The 20,516-nt window shown below is 72.8% G+C and carries 21 protein-coding genes; 13 read left to right on the top strand and 8 right to left on the bottom strand.

The features are described from left to right. A partial coding sequence (locus E1284_RS12495) for an LLM class flavin-dependent oxidoreductase (RefSeq protein WP_131939213.1) occupies positions 1 to 587 on the bottom strand: 587 nt, incomplete at its 3' end. Positions 588 to 642: 55 nt separating this feature from the next. Here E1284_RS12495 and E1284_RS12490 point away from each other — a divergent pair. From E1284_RS12490 to E1284_RS12475, 4 genes are all read left to right on the top strand, one after another. Next, positions 643 to 2,214: a 3-hydroxyacyl-CoA dehydrogenase family protein gene (locus E1284_RS12490; protein WP_131939212.1), complete on the top strand. Its 1,572-nt coding sequence runs from the start codon at positions 643 to 645 to the stop codon at positions 2,212 to 2,214. Between the two features lie 46 nt (positions 2,215 to 2,260). Then, a complete protein-coding gene (locus E1284_RS12485) occupies positions 2,261 to 2,569 on the top strand; it encodes an ATP/GTP-binding protein (RefSeq protein WP_131939211.1) in 309 nt (102 codons plus the stop codon). A 9-nt stretch (positions 2,570 to 2,578) separates the two neighbouring features. Next, a complete protein-coding gene (locus E1284_RS12480; RefSeq protein WP_131939210.1) occupies positions 2,579 to 3,301 on the top strand; it encodes an alpha/beta hydrolase in 723 nt (240 codons plus the stop codon). A 63-nt stretch (positions 3,302 to 3,364) separates the two neighbouring features. After that, the gene (locus E1284_RS12475; RefSeq protein ID WP_131939209.1) at positions 3,365 to 4,156 is read left to right on the top strand and encodes an alpha/beta fold hydrolase; all 792 of its coding nucleotides are present in this window, start codon (positions 3,365 to 3,367) and stop codon (positions 4,154 to 4,156) included. A gap of 25 nt (positions 4,157 to 4,181) precedes the next feature. Here E1284_RS12475 and E1284_RS12470 read toward each other — a convergent pair whose 3' ends face one another. From E1284_RS12470 to mce, 3 genes are all read right to left on the bottom strand, one after another. Next, positions 4,182 to 5,573 (bottom strand): AI-2E family transporter, encoded by a 1,392-nt coding sequence (locus E1284_RS12470; RefSeq protein WP_243714431.1) that lies wholly within the window; start codon positions 5,571 to 5,573, stop codon positions 4,182 to 4,184. Positions 5,574 to 5,663: 90 nt separating this feature from the next. Next, positions 5,664 to 6,983: a DivIVA domain-containing protein gene (locus E1284_RS12465; RefSeq protein WP_131939207.1), complete on the bottom strand. Its 1,320-nt coding sequence runs from the start codon at positions 6,981 to 6,983 to the stop codon at positions 5,664 to 5,666. 329 nt (positions 6,984 to 7,312) lie between these two features. Beyond that, on the bottom strand, positions 7,313 to 7,747 hold the full coding sequence (gene mce / locus E1284_RS12460; RefSeq protein WP_131939206.1) for a methylmalonyl-CoA epimerase: 435 nt from the start codon (positions 7,745 to 7,747) through the stop codon (positions 7,313 to 7,315). A gap of 109 nt (positions 7,748 to 7,856) precedes the next feature. Between mce and E1284_RS12455 the strand changes: the two genes are divergently transcribed. Further along, the gene (locus E1284_RS12455) at positions 7,857 to 9,056 is read left to right on the top strand and encodes an acetyl-CoA C-acetyltransferase (RefSeq protein WP_131939205.1); all 1,200 of its coding nucleotides are present in this window, start codon (positions 7,857 to 7,859) and stop codon (positions 9,054 to 9,056) included. A gap of 164 nt (positions 9,057 to 9,220) precedes the next feature. Here the strand turns inward: E1284_RS12455 and E1284_RS12450 are convergent, their stop codons facing one another. Further along, positions 9,221 to 9,910, bottom strand: a complete 690-nt coding sequence (locus tag E1284_RS12450; protein ID WP_131939204.1) for a DUF4230 domain-containing protein — start codon at positions 9,908 to 9,910, stop codon at positions 9,221 to 9,223. 132 nt (positions 9,911 to 10,042) lie between these two features. On the opposite strand from E1284_RS12450, the gene E1284_RS12445 reads away from it, so the two are divergent. Continuing rightward, the gene (locus E1284_RS12445; protein WP_131939203.1) at positions 10,043 to 10,357 is read left to right on the top strand and encodes a DUF3817 domain-containing protein; all 315 of its coding nucleotides are present in this window, start codon (positions 10,043 to 10,045) and stop codon (positions 10,355 to 10,357) included. A 58-nt stretch (positions 10,358 to 10,415) separates the two neighbouring features. Here E1284_RS12445 and E1284_RS12440 read toward each other — a convergent pair whose 3' ends face one another. Then, positions 10,416 to 11,720: a hypothetical protein gene (locus tag E1284_RS12440; RefSeq protein WP_207923709.1), complete on the bottom strand. Its 1,305-nt coding sequence runs from the start codon at positions 11,718 to 11,720 to the stop codon at positions 10,416 to 10,418. After that, positions 11,713 to 12,729, bottom strand: coding sequence for an ATP-binding cassette domain-containing protein (locus tag E1284_RS12435; protein ID WP_243714430.1), 1,017 nt, complete (start codon positions 12,727 to 12,729; stop codon positions 11,713 to 11,715). Before E1284_RS12435 ends, E1284_RS12440 begins: the two co-directional genes overlap by 8 nt. Positions 12,730 to 13,147: 418 nt before the next feature. On the opposite strand from E1284_RS12435, the gene E1284_RS12430 reads away from it, so the two are divergent. The 3 genes from E1284_RS12430 to E1284_RS12425 all read left to right on the top strand — a co-directional run bounded on the left by E1284_RS12430 (position 13,148) and on the right by E1284_RS12425 (position 15,855). Further along, on the top strand, positions 13,148 to 14,101 hold the full coding sequence (locus E1284_RS12430) for a tetratricopeptide repeat protein (protein ID WP_165965237.1): 954 nt from the start codon (positions 13,148 to 13,150) through the stop codon (positions 14,099 to 14,101). A 108-nt stretch (positions 14,102 to 14,209) separates the two neighbouring features. Continuing rightward, positions 14,210 to 14,347, top strand: a complete 138-nt coding sequence (locus tag E1284_RS41400) for a hypothetical protein (RefSeq protein WP_165965236.1) — start codon at positions 14,210 to 14,212, stop codon at positions 14,345 to 14,347. A gap of 104 nt (positions 14,348 to 14,451) precedes the next feature. Then, on the top strand, positions 14,452 to 15,855 hold the full coding sequence (locus tag E1284_RS12425; RefSeq protein ID WP_131939201.1) for an NAD-dependent malic enzyme: 1,404 nt from the start codon (positions 14,452 to 14,454) through the stop codon (positions 15,853 to 15,855). A gap of 9 nt (positions 15,856 to 15,864) precedes the next feature. On the opposite strand, the gene E1284_RS12420 is transcribed toward E1284_RS12425, so the two are convergent. Continuing rightward, positions 15,865 to 16,503, bottom strand: a complete 639-nt coding sequence (locus E1284_RS12420; protein ID WP_131939200.1) for a hypothetical protein — start codon at positions 16,501 to 16,503, stop codon at positions 15,865 to 15,867. A 162-nt stretch (positions 16,504 to 16,665) separates the two neighbouring features. Here E1284_RS12420 and E1284_RS12415 point away from each other — a divergent pair, with 162 nt between their 5' ends. From E1284_RS12415 to E1284_RS12400, 4 genes are all read left to right on the top strand, one after another. After that, complete coding sequence (locus E1284_RS12415; RefSeq protein WP_131939199.1) at positions 16,666 to 17,241, top strand: YqgE/AlgH family protein; 576 nt, start codon at positions 16,666 to 16,668, stop codon at positions 17,239 to 17,241. Between the two features lie 9 nt (positions 17,242 to 17,250). Continuing rightward, positions 17,251 to 17,517, top strand: a complete 267-nt coding sequence (locus E1284_RS12410) for a DUF3039 domain-containing protein (protein WP_131939198.1) — start codon at positions 17,251 to 17,253, stop codon at positions 17,515 to 17,517. Between the two features lie 296 nt (positions 17,518 to 17,813). Next, positions 17,814 to 18,710 (top strand): zinc metalloprotease, encoded by an 897-nt coding sequence (locus E1284_RS12405; RefSeq protein ID WP_243714429.1) that lies wholly within the window; start codon positions 17,814 to 17,816, stop codon positions 18,708 to 18,710. Positions 18,711 to 18,746: 36 nt separating this feature from the next. Further along, complete coding sequence (locus tag E1284_RS12400; protein WP_131939215.1) at positions 18,747 to 20,489, top strand: DEAD/DEAH box helicase; 1,743 nt, start codon at positions 18,747 to 18,749, stop codon at positions 20,487 to 20,489. Positions 20,490 to 20,516: the final 27 nt, after the last annotated feature.

Genomic DNA, 20,516 nt, shown 5'->3' with positions numbered 1-20,516 from the left:
GCGTCCACGTGCATGCCGAGGAGCATCGGCAGGTCGCGCTCGGCCGCGAGCCGTTCGGTGGCGGGGGAGGTGCAGGCGACCGTCACCGGCGGCGGGTCGGGGGCGTGCGGGACGAGCGGGACCTCACGGAAGCGGAAGTGTTCCCCCTCCCAGGAGACACGGTCAGAGCGCAGAGAAGTAAGGAGGAGGTCCAGGGATTCGGCGAAGCCGTGTTCGTAGCGGTGCAGGCCGGTGCCGAAGACCTCCAGGTCCCGCCATGGGCCGCCGCGTCCGACGCCCAGGTGGAAACGGCCGCCGGAGAGCAGGGACAGCATCGCCGCCTGCTCGGCGAGCGCCACCGGATGCTGGGTGGACAGGACGCTCACCGCCGTCCCGACGTGGATCCGGGAGGTGACGGCCAGGAGGTGCCCGGCCAGAAGCGTCGCGGACGGGACGACCCCGTACGACATGAAGTGGTGTTCGGCCAGCCATACGTCGTCGAACCCGGCGCGTTCGGCGGCGACGGCGGCCTCGACCGTGCGGGCCAGGGCGGCGGCCGGGTCCTGCCGGGGGAAACGGGTGGTGAGGAGGAAGATTCCGAGGCGCACGTCCTCGTCGTACCCGGCAGCGGGTGTGCGCGAGCCCTCTGCAAGACTGCCAATCATGGATGAGGGTTCGTTCAGCAGGGTCGGGGTCGTCGGACTGGGCACGATGGGCGCGGGCATCGCCGAGGTGCTGGCGCGCGGCGGCCTCGCGGTCGTCGGCATCGAGGTGAACCAGGACGCGCTGGAGCGCGGGCGCGGGCACCTGGAGAGCTCCACCGGACGGGCCGTGAAGCGCGGCAGGCTCACCGAGGACGCGCAGCGCGAGATCCTCGGCCGGGTCGCGCTGTCCACCGACTTCGCCGACCTCGGCGACTGCGACCTCGTCATCGAGGCCGTCCCCGAGCGGCTCGACCTGAAGCGGAAGGTCTTCGCCGAACTGGACCGGGTCTGCCGGGACGACGCCGTCCTCGCCACCAACACCTCGTCGCTGTCGGTCACCGACATCGCGGTCACCACCGGCCGCCCCACCAAGATCGTCGGCGTGCACTTCTTCAACCCGGCGCCGGTGATGAAGCTGGTCGAGGTCATCGCGACCGTGCTGACCGAGCCGGACGCCGTGGCCCGCGTCGCCGCCCTGGTGAAGGGTCTCGGCAAGACCCCGGTCACGATCGGCGACCGCGCCGGGTTCGTCGCGAACCGGCTGCTGTTCGGCTACCTGAACCAGGCCGCCGGAATGCTGGAGTCGGGGCACGCGACCCGCGACGACATCGACACGGCGATGAAGGCGGGCGCCGGCCTGCCGATGGGCCCGTTCACCCTCATGGACCTGATCGGACTCGACACCTGCCTGGAGGTGCTGGACGCGATCTACGCCGAGTCCCGCGACCGCCGCCACGCGGCCTCGCCGGTGCTGCGCGAACTCGTCACCGCGGGCCTGCTCGGACGCAAGACCGGCCGCGGCTTCTACACCTACGACGCATCCGGTGGGACCGAGGCCGCGGCCGACGAGGGCGCGCCGCCGGTCGTCGGCATCGTCGGCGTCGGCCCGCTCGCCGACGCGCTCGCCGCGCTGTGCGACCGCGCGGGCGCCCAGGTCCGCGACTCGGCCGCCGACCTCGCCGGCTGCGACCTGGTCATCGAGGCGGCGGAGGACGCCGAGGCCGGGCGGGCGCTGCTGCTGGCCGCCGCGCAGGCCGCCAAGCCGGACGCCGTGCTCGCCGTCACCTCCGTGGACGGCTCGGTGATCGAGCAGGCCATGGCCACCGGACGTCCCGCGGGCGTCGTCGGGCTGCACCTGCCCGACCCCGCCGGCACGCTCGCCGAGATCGCCGCCACGGTGCTGACCGGCCCGGACGTCGCCGACCGCGCCGCCGCACTGCTCGCCCGCCTCGGCCTCACCGCCGTCCGCTGCCGCGACCGCGCCGGGTTCATCGTGGACGCGCTGCGCTTCCCGTACCTGAACGACGCCGCCGCGATGCTCGGCGCCGGATACGCCGGCGCCGACGCGATCGACGCCGCGATGACGCTGGGCTGCGGCTACCCGACGGGCCCGATCGCCGACCTCGACCGCCTCGGCCCGGCCCGCGCCGTGACCGTCCTGCGCGCGCTGCACGCCGAGACCCGCGAGCCGGCGCTGTCCCCGACCCCGCTCCTCATCGAGCACGTGACGGCCGGCAAGCCGATCCGCTGACCGTCGGGCGCGAGGACGGGCTCTGCGCGCCGAATACCCTTGGAGCATGAGCCCCCGCAAGAATCGCCGTGCCGTTTCCGGACGTCCCCCGAGCGGCGGCGGGTCGTGGGCCGAGGAGACCGAGGAGGGGCCGGACGGCGACTGGGTCGTCCGGTCGATCGCCGGGGCCGGTGCCGCCAAGGCGTACCGGTGTCCCGGATGCGACCAGGAGATCCCGCCGGGCGTCGGGCACGTCGTCGCCTGGCGGGTGGGCGAGGACGGCGACGACCGGCGGCACTGGCACCGCCCCTGCTGGCAGGCCCGCACCCGCCGCGCCCCCCGCGTCCTGCGCTCGCGGAACGCACCCCGTTACTGAAGGAGACCCATGGCGGAGATCAGGGCGGCGACGGTGCTGCCCGCGCGGCGCGAGGAGATCACGCTGCACACCTCGGACGGACTGGAGCTGGTCGGGGAACTGGCGCTGCCGCCGGAGCGGCCGCCGGTCGCGACGCTGGTCTGCCTGCACCCGCTGCCCACGGCCGAGGGGATGATGGACAGCCACGTGCTGCGCAAGGCGTCCTACCGGCTGCCCGCCCTCGCGGACCTCGCCGTGCTGCGGTTCAACACGCGGGGGACGACGTCGGCGCGCGGGACGAGCCAGGGCGAGTTCGGCGAGGGCGAGACCGAGCGGTTCGACGTGGCGGCGGCGCTGGAGTACACCGAGTACCACGACCTGCCGCGCCCGTGGCTGCTCGGCTGGTCGTTCGGCACCGAGCTGGCGCTGAAGTGGGGGCGCGACCCGCTGGTCGAGGGCGCGATCCTGCTGTCCCCGCCGCTGAAGCGGGCCGGCGACGCCGACCTGGACGCGTGGGGCGCGGACGGGCGTCCCGTGCTGGCGCTCGTGCCCGAGTTCGACGACTACCTGCGTCCGGCGGAGGCGCGGGAGCGGTTCAAGCGCGTCCCGCAGGCCGAGGTGGTCGCGGTGGACAACGCCAAGCACCTCTGGGTCGGCGAGCCGTACGTCCGGATCGTCCTGAACGAGATCGTCAAGCGGGTGGCGCCGGCCGCCCACCCGCTCCCCACAGAATGGGACGAACCGGACAGATAAACCGCTGCGGCCGATCGCGGCCACTCCCGTCACATCACTGCGATCGCGGGTGACCATGGCCCAATGACGGTGCAGCTGTACGCAAGGGATGTCGGTTCCGGCACGCCGCTCGTTCTGCTGCACGCGTTCCCGCTGTCCTCGGCGATGTGGCTGGCCCAGCGCGAGGGCCTCGCGAACCGGTTCCGGGTCGTCACCCCCGACCTGCGCGGTTTCGGCGGATCGGTGCTCGGCGACGATGAGCCGTCGGTCGACGCGATGGCCGACGACGTCGCCCGCCTGTTCCGGAGCCTCGGCGTGCGGCGCGCCGTCGTCGCCGGCCTGTCCATGGGCGGGTACGTCGCGATGGCGCTGTGCCGGCGGCACCCCGACCTCGTCCTCGGGCTCGTGCTCGCCGCGACCCGCGCGGCCGCCGACACCGAGGCCGTCCGGGCGCGCCGGCTCCGGCAGGCCGAGCGGCTCGACCGCGACGGCGGCCCGCAGGTCCTGGTGGACGAGGTGCTGCCCGGCCTCGTCGGGCCCACCACCTACCGGCAGCGCGCCCTGGTGTACGGGCGGGTCCGCGGCCTCGTCCAGGCGACGCCGCCGGGCGCCGCCGCCTGGGCGCTGCGCGCCATGGCCGGGCGCCCGGACGCGTTCGACACGCTCCGCGCCGCCACGGTGCCCGCCCTGGTCATGATCGGGGACGAGGACGCGCTCGCCACCGAGGACGAGGCCCGCGCCATGGCGGACGCGCTGCCGAACGCCGAGCTGCAGGTCGTCCCGCGCGCCGGGCACCTGTGCGCGGTCGAGCAGCCGGACCTGTTCAACCAGGCGGTCGCCGAGTTCGCCGCCGCCCTCGCCCGCATCGGCCGCTGAGCCGCGCGGGCCGAGCCGCCCCCGGCTAGAGCGTCTCCTGGCGCGGCATGACGACCTCGCGGATCAGCAGCGAGATCGCCGCCGCGGTCGGGATCGCCAGCAGCGCGCCGACCACGCCGAGCAGCGCCGCGCCGACCAGCGCCGCGACGATCGTCACCGCGGGCTGCACGTCCACCGTCCGCTTCATGACGCGCGGGTAGACCAGGTAGTTCTCCACCTGCTGGTAGATCACATAGAAGATCACGCAGATGATGAGGTCGGTCGTGTCCCCGGTGAGGAACGCGACCAGGCACACGACCACCGCGCCGATCGTCGCGCCGATGAGCGGGATCAGGTCCGTCACCGCGACGATCAGCGCCAGCGCGAGCGCGTACTTCACCCCGAGGATCGACAGGAAGATGTAGGAGGAGACGCCCGCGATGAACGCGATCGTGAACTGCCCGGCGACGTAGCCGCCGATCCGGTCGAGGATCTCGTCGCCGAGCAGGGCGACGCGGGCTCTTCGCGAGCGCGGCGCGAGCTGGTAGAAGAACGTCTTGATCTGCGGCAGCGAGCTGAGGAAGTACAGCGTCAGGATCAGGATCGTGATCGTCTGGAAGATGCCGTTGACCGCGACCTTGCCGATGCCGGTGGCGGTGTCGGTGAGGGTCTTCTGGAAGTCCTCGCCGCTCACCGTCTTCTGGGCGCGGTCCAGCAGCCCGTAGCGCTTGTCCCACTCGGCGAGGGTCTTGTTGTCCTGCAACTGCTGGACGTACTCGGGGATGTTGTGCCGCAGCTCGGTGACCTGCTCGGACACCGGCTGGACGAGCGAGGCGACGAACCCCGCGAAGAAGAGGATCACCAGCAGGAACACCGACGCGACCGCCGCGCCGCGCGGGAACCCGAACTTGCGCAGCCGCTCCACCGCGGGGTTGAGCCCGACCGCGAGGAACATCGCGACGATGATCATCACGATGACCGACTTGGCGTTCGTGGCCGTCTTCACCAGCATCCACGCGGTGATGACGCCGAGCGCGGCGGTGAACCCGAACACGAACGGGTGGGCGCGGCCGAGCGGCTGCCCCGGCCGGCCGAACGGGAACCGCTGGTCGACGCCCGCCTCGCGGCGGCGCTGCTCGACGTCGTGCGCCGGGTCGGGCGCGCCGGGCGCGGGCGGCACCTGCTCGGCGGCCGCCGCCTTCGCCGGAAGCGTGACCGGGGCACCGGTCGCCGGATCGCGTTCGCCCACGGGCTCGTCCGTCTCCTCGGGCCTCAAGGCCCCGCTCGGCGCGGTGCTCGCACCGCCGTCGCCGGTGGTGCCGCCCTCGCCCTGGTCGTCGGCGGGCGGGGTGGGGGCGGGGACGCGGTCGCCGCCTTTGGGACGTCCCGTACCGGGCGCCGCCTCCGGCTCGTCGTCGCGGGAGGTCTCGTCGGCCACGCCGCTCTCCTCTGCCATGGTGGTGAGACGAGGAAAAGCCTAGAGGCGTTTCACCGCCTCTAGGCTCTCCTCGACGCCGTTCTCAGGAACTCACTCCTGCCACCAGTCCTCGTCGTCCTCGTCGGGCTTCTTGGCCGGGGCCTGCTTGGCGGGCGCGGCCTTCGCGGCGGCCGGCTGCTGCTTCGGCTGGGCCGGGGCCGGCTTCGGCTCGGCGGCGGGGATGGCCGGCTTCTCCGGGGGCGCGGCCAGCTCGGGCTCGGCACCCATCGTCGGTGCGACGCCGCCGATGAGCTGGCGCAGCTGGTTGAGGTGGCTGGTGATGCTGTCGCGCTGCCGGGTCAGCTCGTCGACCTGGCGCTGCGCCGCCGTCCGGACGCGGTCGGCCTCGGCCTTGGTCTCGGCGAGCAGCTGCTCGGCCTGCGCCTTGGCCTCGGCGATCACGTTGTCGGAGTTCTTGCGCGCGTTGGCCATCAGCTGCTTGGCGTGCGAGTCGGCCTCGCGCCGGGTCTGCTCGGCCTGCTGGGTGGCCTTCCCGGCCCGCTGCTCGGCGGACGCGGCGCGCTGCTCGGCCTCGGCGACCAGCTTCTGGGTGGCGGCCTGCGCGGCGGAGTGCCGCTCGGCGTCCTGCCGGTCGGCCTCCTCGCGGCGGGCGGCCAGCTGGATCTCGAACTCGGCCTCGGCCTGGGCGCGCTGGGCCTCGCTCTCCTCCAGGATGCGCTGCGCCTGCGCGCGCATCTCGTCGGCCTGCCGCTTGGCCGTGGTGAGGATCTCGTCCCGCTCGCGCTTGGTGGACGCGCGCAGCTGCGCGACCTCGCGCTCGGTGGTGGTGCGCAGCTTGGCGATCTCGCGCTCGGCGCTCGCCCGCTTCTCGGCGACCTCATGGTCGGCGGTCGCGCGCAGCTTGGCGACCTCCCGCTCGGTGGTCGAGGTCAGCTCGTCCGCCTCGCGGTGGGCGGAGGTGCGCACCTCCTCCGCCTCGCGCTCGGCCGCGTTGCGCATGTCGTCGCCCTCGCGCTGGGCGTTGGCGCGCAGTTCGGCGGCGTCGTTCTCGGCGGTGGCGCGCTGCTCGGCGGCGTCGACCTTGGCCGCGGCCTTGATCTCGTTCGCCTCGGAGCGGGCCGCCTGGACCAGCTCGGTCGCCTGCTCCTCGGCGAGCCGCAGCAGCTGCTCGATGCGGGCGCCGAGACCGGAGTAGGTGGGACGTTCCTGCTCCTGCAGCTGACGGTGCGCGTCCGACAGCTCCCGCTGCAGGGCGCTGGTCTGCTCGCGGGTCTGCCGCACCTCGTTGTCGAGCGACTTGATGTGCTCGTCGACCTGGTGCCGGTCGTAGCCGCGAAGCACCACGTCGAACTCGCGCGGGGGCGTGTCTTCAAAGAAGTTGCTGAGCTGGGCGTCGATGTCGGACTGCATGTGGCTCAATCCTGATGTGACGGGGCTACGGGTGGTTCCGGGGACCGGTTGAACGCCTGACATGACGGGCGCAGTGCCCCAGGACCTCTTCCGGTGGATGAAGCGTACTCCGGACACTGCCGTGTTGGGGGCTCATCTTGACGCGCTGCGTGGAATGTCCGGTTTGTTGGCGTGTTCAGCCGTGATGAAGGTGCCCAGGTGTCGGGGGTGCAAATGCACCAGATGTGTCCGAACGGTCACAGAGCGGCGGTCGGCGCCTGACTGCCCGTGACCGTGATATCGAACACGTCACGATCCGGGCGCGTCCGCGGCGCGCCCGCCCGGCAAGATCATTCCGCGTCGCGGCGCTTCTGCACGAGCTCGGTCAGCACGCCGTGGCAGTCCTTGGGGTGCAAAAAGTTGATCAAGGATCCCATGGACCCGTTGCGCGGCGCGTCGTAGAGCACCCGCACGCCCTTGCCGGCGATGGCGGCGGCCTCGCCCTCGACCGTCCCGTCCGTGCCGAACGCGATGTGGTGGACGCCCTCGCCGTTCTTCGCCAGCCACTTGGCGACGGCCGAGTCCTCCCGGATCGGCTCGATGAGCTGCAGGTAGCTCGCGGCGCCGTCCCCCGTCTCGTTGATCTTGAGCATGCACTCCCGGACGCCCTGCTCCTCGTTCACCTCGAAGTGCGCGTCGGTGAAGCCGTAGGTCGCCTTGTAGAACTCGACGGTCGCCTCCAGGTCGTGACAGGCGATGCCGATGTGGTCGATACGGGTCAGCATGGGCTTTCTCCCTACTAGGGCGGCCGGGCGGGGGCGAACGGAACCGAACGACGCTCCCCTGGGTATGGTGGCAAACGTCGCCGCAGCACCACCCTGGAGGGCCCCCACAATGACCGCCACGTCCGTGATCGTCGCAGGCGCGCGCACCCCCATCGGACGCCTGCTGGGCTCGCTGAAGGACTTCTCCGCGGCCGACCTCGGCGCGCACGCGATCAAGGCGGCGCTGGAGCGGGCCGGGGTCTCCGGCGACCAGGTGCAGTACGTGATCCTCGGCCAGGTGCTGCAGGCCGGCGCGGGGCAGATCCCGTCCCGGCAGGCGGCGGTCAAGGCGGGCATCCCGATGAGCGTCCCGTCGATCACCATCAACAAGGTGTGCCTGTCCGGGCTGGACGCGATCGCGCTCGCCGACCAGCTCATCCGGGCGGGCGAGTTCGACATCGTCGTGGCGGGCGGCATGGAGTCGATGACCCAGGCCCCGCACCTGCTGCCGAAGTCGCGCGGCGGCTACAAGTACGGCTCGATCGAGGTCCTCGACCACATGGCCTACGACGCGCTCACCGACGCGTTCGACGGCATCGCGATGGGCGAGTCGACCGAGCACCACAACGCCAGGCTCGGCATCTCCCGCGAGGAGCAGGACGAGTTCTCCGCCCGCTCCCACCAGCGCGCGGCCGAGGCCATCAAGAACGGCGTGTTCGACGACGAGATCGCCCCGGTCGAGATCCCGCAGCGCAAGGGCGACCCGATCGTGTTCGCCAAGGACGAGGGCGTGCGCGGCGACACGACCGCCGAGGGCCTCGCCAAGCTGCGTCCCGCCTTCAGCAAGGACGGCACGATCACCGCCGGCTCGTCCTCGCAGATCTCCGACGGCGCCGCGGCCGTCGTCGTGATGTCGAAGGCCAAGGCCGAGGAGCTCGGCCTCACCTGGCTCGCCGAGATCGGCGCGCACGGCAACGTCGCGGGGCCCGACAACTCGCTGCAGTCCCAGCCGTCCAACGCGATCCGGCACGCCCTCGGCAAGGAGGGCCTGACCGTCGACGACCTCGACCTCATCGAGATCAACGAGGCGTTCGCGTCCGTCGGCATCCAGTCGATGCGCGACCTCGGCGTCGGCCCCGAGAAGGTCAACGTCAACGGCGGCGCCATCGCGCTCGGCCACCCGGTCGGCATGTCCGGCGCCCGCATCGCGCTGCACCTCGCCTACGAGCTGAAGCGCCGCGGCGGCGGCACCGGCGCCGCGGGCCTCTGCGGCGGCGGCGGCCAGGGCGACGCGTTGCTTATCCGTGTTCCGACCCGAACCCTCGCCTAGCGGCTCGGAACCGGTCGTAACACTGGCGATCGCTGGCATCGCATCCGACTCGCCCAGCGGCTCGCTGCGCGATCAGGTTCTCGCAAGCTCGAACCTGCCTTCGGACGCGATCGCGGTGGTCCGGGTCGTTGCGTGGCCGGGTCAGTGGCTTAGGTCAGCGACTTCTACTGGGCTGTCGGCGTGATGGTCACGGTCTTGAAGCCCAGGGCTTTGAGCATGTTCTCCAGCATCGACTTCGTGTTGGCGTCCGCGCGTTCCTTCAAGCCGCTCTGCTGCGCGGCGGACTGGATCTTCTGGGACGCCAGGACGTAGAGCTGCTGCTGGTTGTTCGGGTTGCTGCTGAAGAAGTCGCCGAAGCGGTCGATGAGGCCGCGCTCGGTGGCGTAGACGTAGCTGGTCTTCGGGTCGAGGTTGGTGTTCTCCAGCTGGGCGCGGGGGAGCGTGATCGTGGCGGCCGTGCGGTCCTCGTTGACCTTGACGGCGCCGGAGCCGAGCTTGGAGAAGTCCACGTAGGCGTCCACGGTGCCGTTGCCGACGAACAGCGTGCGCTTGCCGCGCAGCGAGCCGGGCAGGAACTTGGCGTCCTTCTCCAGGTCCACGATGACCTGGAAGCTGCCGCTCGCCGCCTCGTAGCGGTGCAGGTCGCGGATCGACTTCAGCAGGACGGGCCCGCTGCGGTCCTTCGTCTCCGTGCCGAACGGGTTCAGCCAGCCCGGCAGCCCGTGCAGGGCCTGCTGCGCGACCAGCACCAGCGCGATGGTCGCGACGACCAGCACGAGGGGGGTGAGCAGGCCGCGCCGGGGCGACCGGGACGGCGTGGGGGGCGCGTCGTTCTTCGGTTGGGGGCGAGCCATGCACCAAGCATTCCCGGCATCTGCGCCCCTTACCTGGCGGACCGGTGAGGTCGGCGTGGACGCCGGTGTGATCAAGGCCATAGGCCCGGACGAAACCCCAGGTGGGGCCGTTCCGTTGAGCCGGGCGTGGACATGATTCGTGTTTTCCGGTTCGTCTCCGTCGCGGAGGCGATCTCGTTCCTGCTGCTCCTGCTGGTCGCCATGCCGCTGAAGTACGGCGCGGACGCGCCGGTGGGCGTCCAGCTGATGGGGCCGCTGCACGGAGTCCTGTTCATGGCCTACGTCGGCCTGGTCTTCCTCGTCCGCGAGCAGCTTCGCTGGGACCTCAAGCGCACGGTCCTCGCGCTCGGCGCCGCCGTCCTGCCGGTGGCCCCGTTCCTCGTGGAGCGCCACTGGACCCGGCCCCCGGCGCCCGCCGCCGAGCCGCAGCCGGCCGGACGGGTCTGAGCTTCTGCGTGGCCGCCGGCTGCTGGGGGTGGCAGCCGCGGCCACGCAGGGGAGATCTTCACCGCGGGGGATTCGCGCGGTCCAGCGCCTGGTGGGGGGTCTTGTCCTTCGCGCGGTGCTTCTTCTCCGCGCGGAAGTCCTCGGGGCCGAGGGTGCACGTGCGGTACTCGGTGAAATGGCGGCGCAGCCACGCGCGGCGCCGGCGCTCGGTCAGGGACGCGAACCGGTGGGCCGCGCGGTCGTCGGTGACGGACGGGGGGTCGTCGCCGACCAGCCACGCGTCGACCATCACCCCGTAGCCGTCGGGGGACGCGCAGGCGCCGGGATCCTTGAGCGCGCCGCTGATCTGCCGGACGACCCGCGCCGCGTACCCGGGGGAGAGGTTCTCGTCGAGATGGACGGTCGCGACGCCGTCCACCACTGACACCGGCGCCCACGCCGGACGCTGCCGCACCGCCGTGAACTCGCCGGGCGTGCCGTTCAGCCGCGCGGCGAGCGGGACGAGCGCCGCCGTCAGCCCGGGCAGCGCGTTCCGCAGCGCGGGATGCACGCAGATGGTCACCGGCCACTGCCGGCACGCGGGCGGCGCGGGCGCGGCGCGGACCGCCGCGCCGGCGGACCCGTGCAGCCCCAGCGTGGCGGAGCCGGTCGCGGCCAGCGCGGCGGCGAGCGGCAGGACGAGCAGGAACCGCCGCGTCGCCCACAGCACGTAGCCGAGGATCAGCGCCGCCGTCAGCCCCGCCGTCCAGAGCACCTGGTCGGCGAACACGCGGGGGCGCAGCGTGGTGAACAGGTCGATGCGGGGGAACGCGGCCGGGGGCAGCAGGCTCCACCACGACACGCCGGGGATGCGCGCGGCCGCCCACATCGCCGTCGCCCCGAACACCAGCGCGGCCGTCGCGCGGTGCGGGACGACGCGTCCCGTCAGGTACCCGGCGACGACGTGCAGGACGAGTGCGCCCGCGCCCGCGATCGCGCCCAGCGGATGAGGATGCCCGGCCTCCGCCTGCGCCAGCGTCACGGCCACGACGAGCGCCGTCACCGCGGTGTAGGAGACGAGGGCCGCCGAGGACAGCAGCAGCAGGTCGAGCAGCGCGCCCGTGGCGGGCGAGCGGGCGGTGAGGTCGCGCAGGTAGTCGAGCGGACGCTCGCGGACGGCCGCCCACGCCGCCAGCCCGGCGGCGACGGGTCCGAGGAAGCGGACGGCGTTGACCAGCGCGATGACCGTGTTGTCCCAGTACGCGGCGGAGCGGACGAGCGCCGGCAGCGCCGCCGCCGTCCCGACCGCGGTGAGGACCGGCACCGCCACCAGCAGTGCCGTGCGACGGGCGTCCAGCCGGAGCACCCGCCCGAGGTCAGACACCGGTGGCGCTTCCGGCGGGCAGCGGGAACCGGGGCAGTGCAGCCCGTCCGGGCCGCCTCTCCCGGCGCCGCCCCGCGCCCGCGCCCCGCCGGCCGGGCGCGGGGTCGAGCGCGCCGACTCCGGTGGCGCCGGTCCCCGGTGCGCCGGGCCGCCCCTGTTCGAGCGCGCCGACGTTCCGCGGGTCGGGTGCGGAGTCGAGCGCGCCGACGCTCCGGCGGCCGAGCGCGTCGACGTCCGGCCGGCCGCGCGCGGGGTCGAGCGCGCCGACGTGCTGCGGGTCGGGGACACCGACGCCGGCGCCGCGGCGGTCGGCGGCGGAGCGGCCGCGGCGGGCCGCCGAGGAGTGGGTGGGCTGCTCGGTCAGCCGGCCGCGGGCGAGCGTGAACAGGCGGTCGCACCAGCCGGTGAGCGTCTCGGTGGCGTCGGCGGTCACCACGACCGTCGGCGCCAGCGCGCGCACCACCGGGATCAGCTCCGACATCGCGGCCGTCAGCGTGGACCGGCCGGGGCCGTCGGCGCCGGTGGGCCACGGTTCGGCCGCGGCGCACAGCGCGCCGAACGGGTCGTCCAGCAGCACCGCGCTCGGCGCGTGGACGCAGGCGGCGGCGAGCCCGGCGCGCAGCCGGACCTCCGGCGGCAGCAGCGCCAGCTCCGTCCCGGCGGCGTCGGCGAGGTCGAGCCGCTTCAGCATGGAGCGCGCGGCGGACGCGCTCTGCCGCTTGTAGTACGCCGCGTAGGCGACGAACTCGCCGGCCGTCATGTTCTCGGCGCGGGAGAACCGGGCCGGCAGGTAGCCGATCCCGGCCCGCGCGGCCCGCAGCCCGGCGGCGTTCGATATGTCATGTCCAAGAATGCGCAGCAGGCCGGCATTCGGCCGGCGCAAGGTCGCGAACGTGGCCAGCAGAGTGGATTTACCGGCACCAGGTGGACCGGCCAGGCCGACCACGCCTTCGGGTACGCCGAAGGTCACCGGGCGCAGGAGCCACCGCCCCCCGCGGCGGACACCCATTCCTCGGGCCACGATCACGGAATGATCCGCGATCACAAGTGTTTCCCCCCGTTGCTCGTCATGCGGTCGCGGCGCCGGCACGGACGCTCCGGTGGCCCCGGGTCCCCCAACCCGCCACGCGGTGCTCCGCCGGACCGGCCCGCCGCTCGGCGGGCACCGGCCCCTTTTGCCCGGCCGCGATGCATCGACATCATGACTATAACCGGGCTTGGTGATGGCTGTCAGCAATCTTTTTGCCTTTACGGCGGCGCGTCTGGATTCTTTGCCTTCCGCGCCGAAGTGGAGAATTCGGAAATGGCCGACAATTCCCGGTTTGTCTGGTGGAGCGGGGACGTGCCGGACGTCCGGTACCGGCGGCGCGCTCCGCTTGCAGCGTACGGACGCACGGTGCGGTGCGGTCATGAGGCAGGATGGACCCATGCCTTCTCGGGACTTTTCGTTGCACGGGGCCATCGACCTGGGGGCGCGCCAGGCGGCCGCGCGGAAGCAGCAGGAACGCCGCGCCCAGGGCGGCGGCGCCGCGCCGGCGGGCGCGGGGGGCGCCGCCGGCCAGTACGTCGTGGACGTCACCGACGAGACCTTCAACACCGAGGTCGTGGAGCGGTCGCAGTCCGTGCCCGTCCTCGTCGACTTCTGGGCGGAGTGGTGCGGGCCGTGCAAGCAGCTCGGACCCATCCTGGAGAAGCTCGCCGGCGAGGCGGCCGGGGCGTGGGTGCTCGCGAAGGTCGACATCGACGCGAACCCGCAGCTCGCCGCGTACATGCAGCAGATGGGCGTGCGCGGCATCCCGTTCGTGGCCGCGGTCGTCGCCGGTCAGCTGCTGCCGTTCCTGAACGGCGCCGCGCCCGAGCCGCAGGTCCGCCAGGCCATCGACCAGCTCTTCGAGGCGCTGCGCAAGGAGGGCATCCTGCCGGACGCCCCCGAGGGCGAGCGGCCCGCGGCCGACGCCGCGCCCGCCGAGGACCCGGTGTACGCCGAGGCCGAGGACGCCCTGCAGCGCGGCGACCTGCCCGCCGCCAAGACCGCGTTCGAGCGCCTCCTCGCCGCCGACCCGAGGGACGGCCAGGCCAAGCAGGGCCTCGCGCTCGTCGAGCTGAGCCTGCGCGTCGGCTCGCTCGACCCGGAGCGCACCCTCCAGGACGCCGCCGACAAGCCCGGCGACGTCCAGGCGCAGATCAGCGCGTCCGACGTGGAGATGGTGTCCGGCCGCATCGACGAGGCGTTCGACCGGCTGCTCGCGGCCGTGCGCCGCAGTGCGGGCGACGACCGCGACGCCGTGCGCAAGCACCTGCTGTCGCTGTTCGAGCTGCTGCCGCCGGACGACCCGCGCATCGGCCGGGCCCGCCGCGGCCTGCAGTCCGCGCTGTTCTGACCCGCGGTTCCCCCCGGCCGTTCGCGGGGAACGAGCCGGGGCGATCGGGACACCCCGCCGTGATGTTGCGCGTATGCTCGATGAAATGACCGTGCCCGGACGGTCCGCATGCAGCACTTCCATGCGGCCGGCCCCGCCGATCCGCGGCTCCGCAACCTCGTGGTCGACATCATCGCGATCGATGCCATGAGGCCGCCCGTGCCCGCGGCGATCGAGACGATCGTCGTCGCGGCGCGGGCTTTCTGAGTCGCGGGGGCGGTCCCTGGGCCGCGGCCCCCGGACGCACCGTGCCGGTCCACGGGCGGCGCGCCCGGGAGGAGGACAACCCGGAGCAGCAAGGAGCAGTCGTCGTGGCGAGCGTGCCGAGCGTGTCGTACTCCATCACCGTCCGGCTGGAGGTCCCGGCCGGCGGCAGGGCCGTGAGCCAGATCACCCAGGTCGTCGAGAACGCCGGCGGCATCGTCACGGCCCTCGACGTCAACACCGCCGGCCACGAGACGCTGCGCATCGACGTGACGATCGCCACCCGCGACACCCAGCACGCCGAGGCGATCGCCGGGGCGCTGGAGGGCATCGAGTCCGTCAAGATCCACAAGGTCAGCGACCGGACCTTCCTGATGCACCTCGGCGGCAAGATCGAGATGCAGTCGAAGGTGCCGCTGCGCAACCGCGACGAGCTGTCGATGGCCTACACGCCGGGCGTCGCCCGCGTCTCCCTCGCCATCGCCCGCAACCCCGAGGACGTCCGGCGGCTGACCATAAAGCGCAACAGCGTCGCGGTCGTCACCGACGGGTCCGCGGTGCTCGGCCTCGGCAACATCGGCCCGGAGGCGGCGCTGCCCGTCATGGAGGGCAAGGCGGCGCTGTTCAAGCGGTTCGCCGGGATCGACGCGTGGCCGATCTGCCTCGACACGCAGGACACCGACGAGATCGTCCGGACCGTCCAGATCCTCGCGCCCGCGTTCGGCGGCATCAACCTGGAGGACATCTCCGCGCCGCGCTGCTTCGAGGTCGAGGCCCGGCTGCGCGAGCTGCTCGACATCCCCGTCTTCCACGACGACCAGCACGGCACCGCGATCTGCGTGCTGGCCGCGCTGACCAACGCGCTGCGCGTCGTCGGCAAGGAGCTCGGCTCCGTCCGCATCACGATGGCGGGCGCGGGCGCCGCCGGCACCGCGATCCTGAAGCTGCTGATGCACGCGGGCGCCCGCGACCTGATCGTGTGCGACTACCGCGGCGCCGTCCACAAGGGCCGCGACGACCTGGACGACTCGCTGCGCTGGATCGCCGAGCACACCAACGCCTCCGGCTACGCGGGCGACCTGCGCGGCGCGGTCAAGGACGCCGACGTGTTCATCGGCGTCTCCGCCCCCGGCATCCTGAACGGCGACGACATCGCGACGATGAACGACGGCGCGATCGTGTTCGCGCTCGCCAACCCCGAGCCCGAGGTGGCGCCGGACGAGGCCCGCGAGCACGCCGCCGTCGTCGCGACCGGCCGCAGCGACTACCCCAACCAGATCAACAACGTGCTGGCGTTCCCCGGTGTCTTCCGCGGGCTGCTGGACGCGCAGGCCGACGTCGTCACCATGGAGATGCTGGCCGCCGCCGCCACGGCGCTCGCCGAGGTCGTCACCCCCGAGGAGAGCGGCCCCAACTACATCATCCCGAGCGTCTTCCACCCGGACGTGGCGACCCGCGTCGCCGGCGCCGTCCGCGAGGCCGCCGGCGGCCGCCCCCGCACCGAGGCCTGAACCGGCGGCCTAGTCGGTCTTCTCGCTCGCGAACATCTTCTCGCGGCGGCGGGGCCAGATCCCGCCGTACCAGAAGATGATCGCGCCGGTGAGGATGATGCCGACGCCGGTCGCGGCGCGCGCCCACAGGACGGTGTCGGGGCCGGTGTGCGGCAGGTTGCCCGGCGGCGTCTCGGTCGGCGCGCCCGCACCCGCCTTCTTGCAGTTCGCCTTGACGGTCTTGCTCTCGATGCGCTTGTTCGCCCAGGTGACCGCGAGGCCGGTGCGGCGGTCCTCGCGCAGCTCGACCGAGACCGTCCGGGTGGTGCCCGGGCGGATCTGGCCGGGCTCGGCGGCGCCGCCGTCGTCCCGCTCGACGGAGAAGTCCTCGGTCTGCGTCCCGGTGTTGCGGATCGTGACGTGCACGGTGCGTCCGGGGCACGACACCGCGCCGATGCTCGCGGTGACCGGACGCGCGGGCGGCTTCGCCGTCCCGGACGTGGTGGGCGTGGCCGACGGCGACTTCCCGGTGCCGGACGCGCTCGGGCTCGCGGACGCGGTGGAGGAGGTCGGCTCCGCCGACCCGTCCGACTTGAAGAGCGCCGGGATGGCGATCAGCGCCCCGATCACGATGAACACGGCGGCGATGATGACCCTGGGCAACTGCATACCGCTGTCCTCCCGGCGCGCACCAAGCGGATGGCCGATGATCCTAGATCATTCTTAACCCAGGACCTTGTGGTGCCGATATCCCCATCGATAGGAATGCGTAACAGGCTAACGAGCGAGGGGACGTGCCGCCGGAGGTCCGCGCAACGCATGATGGAACCCATGGAAGACGGCATCAGGGTGGGGCTCCTGCTGGTGGCGACCCCTCAGCTGGAGGATCCGAACTTTCGCCGCAGTGTCGTCCTGCTGGTCGAGCACGATGTCGGCGGCGGGACGCTCGGAGTTGTCCTCAACCGGCCGACCGAGGTTCCCGTCGACCGGGTCCTCCCGCCGTGGGGCGATCTCGCGACCGGGCCCGCCGTGGTGTTCCAGGGCGGCCCCGTCGCACTGGAGCATCCGCTCGCCCTGGCCCGCCTCCCCGGCGAGGACGAGCCGCTCGGCTGGCGCGCCCTGGACGGCGGTGCCGAGGTCGCGCGGGTCGGGGTGGTCGACCTGGAGGCGCCGCCGGGGCTGATCGCGGCCGAGCTGCTCCAGCTGCGGGTGTTCGCCGGGTACGCGGGCTGGTCGGCGGGGCAGCTGCTCGGCGAGGTGCAGGACGGCTCCTGGTACCTGGTGCCCGCCGAGGCCGGAGACGTGTTCGCCGCCGCCCCAGAGCGCCTCTGGCAGGACGTTCTGCGCAGGCAGGGCGGCGATCTGGCGTTCGTCTCCACTTTTCCCGACGACCCCACGCTGAACTAAGGTGAAGACGTGAGTACGAAGATCCTTCCCGAGAGCGACACCCAGCAGGATGTCCGGCCGGACCTCTCGCACGGTGACGGCGACCACGAGCGGTTCGCCCACTACGTGAAGAAGCAGAAGATCACCGAGAGCGCGGTGACCGGCACGCCGGTGATCGCGCTGTGCGGCAAGGTCTGGGTGCCGAACCGGGATCCGAAGAAGTACCCGGTCTGCCCGGAGTGCAAGGAGATCTACGAGTCCATGCAGCCGGGCGGCAAGGGCGACAAGGGCGAGTGACCCGCCGCTGAGGCGCGGCGGGCGGCGCGCCGCCGTTCCGGGCTGCGCGCTTCCGGGTCCCGCGGTGGGGGCATACCGCGGGACCTCGGACTTCTGACGGACGGACTTCTGGCATACGGGCCCTTTGCGAGGGGCCTCTGACATACGGGGGATGAATGCGGCGGCTGGCCGGGGTTTCGCTATGCGCACTGTTGACTACGGTGTGCACCGTTCCGGGTGCTACGGGTGACCGTCCGCGAGTACGGCCCGTACCGGCCGCCGCACGAGACGGCGGCACCGCACGGCACGGCGACTGCGTGCACCGCTCGAACGCCCGGACCGTCCACCCGCGCGACCGGGCCGACCTCGGCCGCGACCAGGTCGTCGGCATGCTCACCGACCTCCGCCGCTCACTCCTGGACCGGTTCGGGACGTCCGACGAGAGGCGGCTCGACGCCAACCGGCGGATGGCGCGGCGCCTGGTCGTCCCGGTGCGGTTCCACGTCGTCCACAGCGGGGGGAGCGGACGGCTGTCGAAGAAGGCCGTCCAGCGGCAGATCTCCACCCTGAACGCCGCGTACGGGGGCAGGAAGGGCGGCGTCGACACCCGCGTGCGGTTCCGCCTCGCCGGCCTCGACCGGACGGACAACGCGTCCTGGTTCCACGCCCCGGAGCGCCACGAGCGCGCGATGAAGAAGCGCCTGCGCAAGGGCGGGCGCGGCACGCTCAACGTCTACACGGCCGCCGCCGGGTCGGACGTCCTCGGCTTCTCCACGTTCCCGCAGTGGTACGCGGAGAACCCGCGCATGGACGGCGTCGTCATCGACTACCGCAGCCTGCCGGGCGGCTCGTACGGGCCGTTCAGCCGCGGGTACACGGCCGTCCACGAGATCGGGCACTGGCTCGGCCTGCTGCACACGTTCGAGGGCGGCTGCCTCCCGCCGGGCGACGGGGTGGCCGACACCCCGTACGAGGCGGAGCCGGCGCAGGGATGCCCGGACTTCCGCGACACCTGCCCGCAGCGGGGCGACGATCCCGTCCACAACTTCATGGACTACGCGCACGACTCGTGCATGCACGCCTTCACCGCAGGTCAGGGCCGCCGCATCCGGGCGTCCTGGGCGGCCTACCGCTCCCGGAGGCAGGCCCGGCACCGAGTGGAACCGGGCACAGCCGAGCCGACCGGGGCACGAACTGTCGGTGCGGCTCGGTAGCCTTCAATGACCGTGAGCACCTTCGCCGCATCGAGCATGCCCCCCGCGTTCCCCGAACGGGCCGCCTGGGGGACGGCGTCGTCCCTGCGCGCCTGGCAGCAGCAGGCGCTGGAGGCCTACTTCGGGACGGACGGCTCCCAGCCTGGTCCGCGCGACTTCCTCACCGTCGCGACGCCCGGCGCCGGCAAGACGACGTTCGCGCTCCGCCTCGCCCGCGAGCTGATGGAGCGCCGCACCGTCCAGGCGATCACGGTCGTGTGCCCGACCGAGCACCTGAAGCGGCAGTGGGCCGAGTCCGCCGCCCGCGTCGGCATCAGGATCGACCCGGAGTGGCAGAACAGCGACGGCCCCATCGGCAAGGACTTCCACGGCGTCGCCGTCACCTACGCCACGGTCGCGGCCCGTCCCGCCCTGCACCGCAACCGCACCGAGTCGCGCAAGCACCTCATCATCTTCGACGAGGTCCACCATGCGGGCGACGGCCTGTCGTGGGGCGACGCCGTCCGCGAGGCGTTCGAGCCCGCGACCCGCCGCCTCGCGCTCTCGGGCACCCCGTTCCGGACCGACATCAACCCGATCCCGTTCGTCCAGTACGAGGAGGGCCCGGACGGCGTCCGCCGCAGCCAGGCCGACTACACCTACGGCTACGGTCCGGCCCTGGCCGACGGCGTCGTCCGCCCGGTGATCTTTCTCGCGTACGCGGGGGAGATGCGCTGGCGCACCCGCGCCGGCGACGAGATCACCGCGACCCTCGGCGAGCCGCTCACCCAGGACCAGATGGCCCAGGCGTGGCGCGCCGCGCTCGACCCGAAGGGCGACTGGATCAGGCAGGTCCTGGCCGCCGCCGACCGCCGCCTCACCGAGTTGCGCCGCGCCATCCCCGACGCGGGCGGCCTGGTCATCGCCACCGACCACGAGACGGCCCGCGCCTACGCGGGGATGCTCAAGGCGGTCACCGGCCAGAGTGCGACCATCGTGCTGTCGGACGACCCGACCGCGTCCAAGAAGATCAAGAAGTTCGCCGACACCGAGGACCGCTGGATGGTGGCGGTCCGCATGGTCTCCGAGGGCGTGGACATCCCGCGCCTGGCCGTGGGCGTCTACGCCACCTCGACCAGCACCCCGCTGTTCTTCGCGCAGGCGATCGGGCGCTTCGTCCGGGCCCGCAAACGGGGCGAGACGGCGTCGGTCTTCCTGCCGTCCGTGCCGACCCTCATGGGCCACGCCTCCGAGATGGAGGAGGAGCGCGACCACGTCCTGGACCGTCCCGTCCGGGAGGACGGCCTCGACGACGACCTCCTCGCCGAGGCGAACCGCAAGCAGGACAACCCAGACGTAGGCGAAGAGCTTCCCTTCGAGACCGTGGAGGCGTCGGCGACGTTCGACCGCGTCCTCTACGACGGCGGCGAGTTCGGCATGCACGCCCAGCCGGGCTCCGCCGAAGAGGAGGAGTACCTGGGCATCCCCGGCCTTCTGGAACCCGACCAGGTGTCGGCCCTGCTGCGCAAGCGCCAGGCGGCCCAGATGGCCAGCGAGCGCAGGCGCAAGACCGGCGACCCCCGCGCGGACCGCACCGCCGCCGAGGACATCGCCGCCCTGCGCCGCGAGCTGAACGGCCTGGTCAACGCCTGGAACCACCGCACCGGCCAGCCCCAGGGCGTCATCCACAACGAACTGCGCCGCGCCTGCGGCGGCCCGCCGGTTCCCCAGGCCAGCGCCGCCGAGATCCGCGACCGCATCGCCAAGATCCGCGACTGGGCCGCCAAACGCCGCCACTGACCCCCGGCTCTCCGGCCGCTCCCGAGG

The sequence above is a fragment of the Actinomadura bangladeshensis genome (genome assembly GCF_004348335.1).
Classification (GTDB): Bacteria; Actinomycetota; Actinomycetes; order Streptosporangiales; family Streptosporangiaceae; genus Spirillospora; species Spirillospora bangladeshensis.
This window is presented reverse-complemented; position numbering and strand designations above follow the sequence as displayed.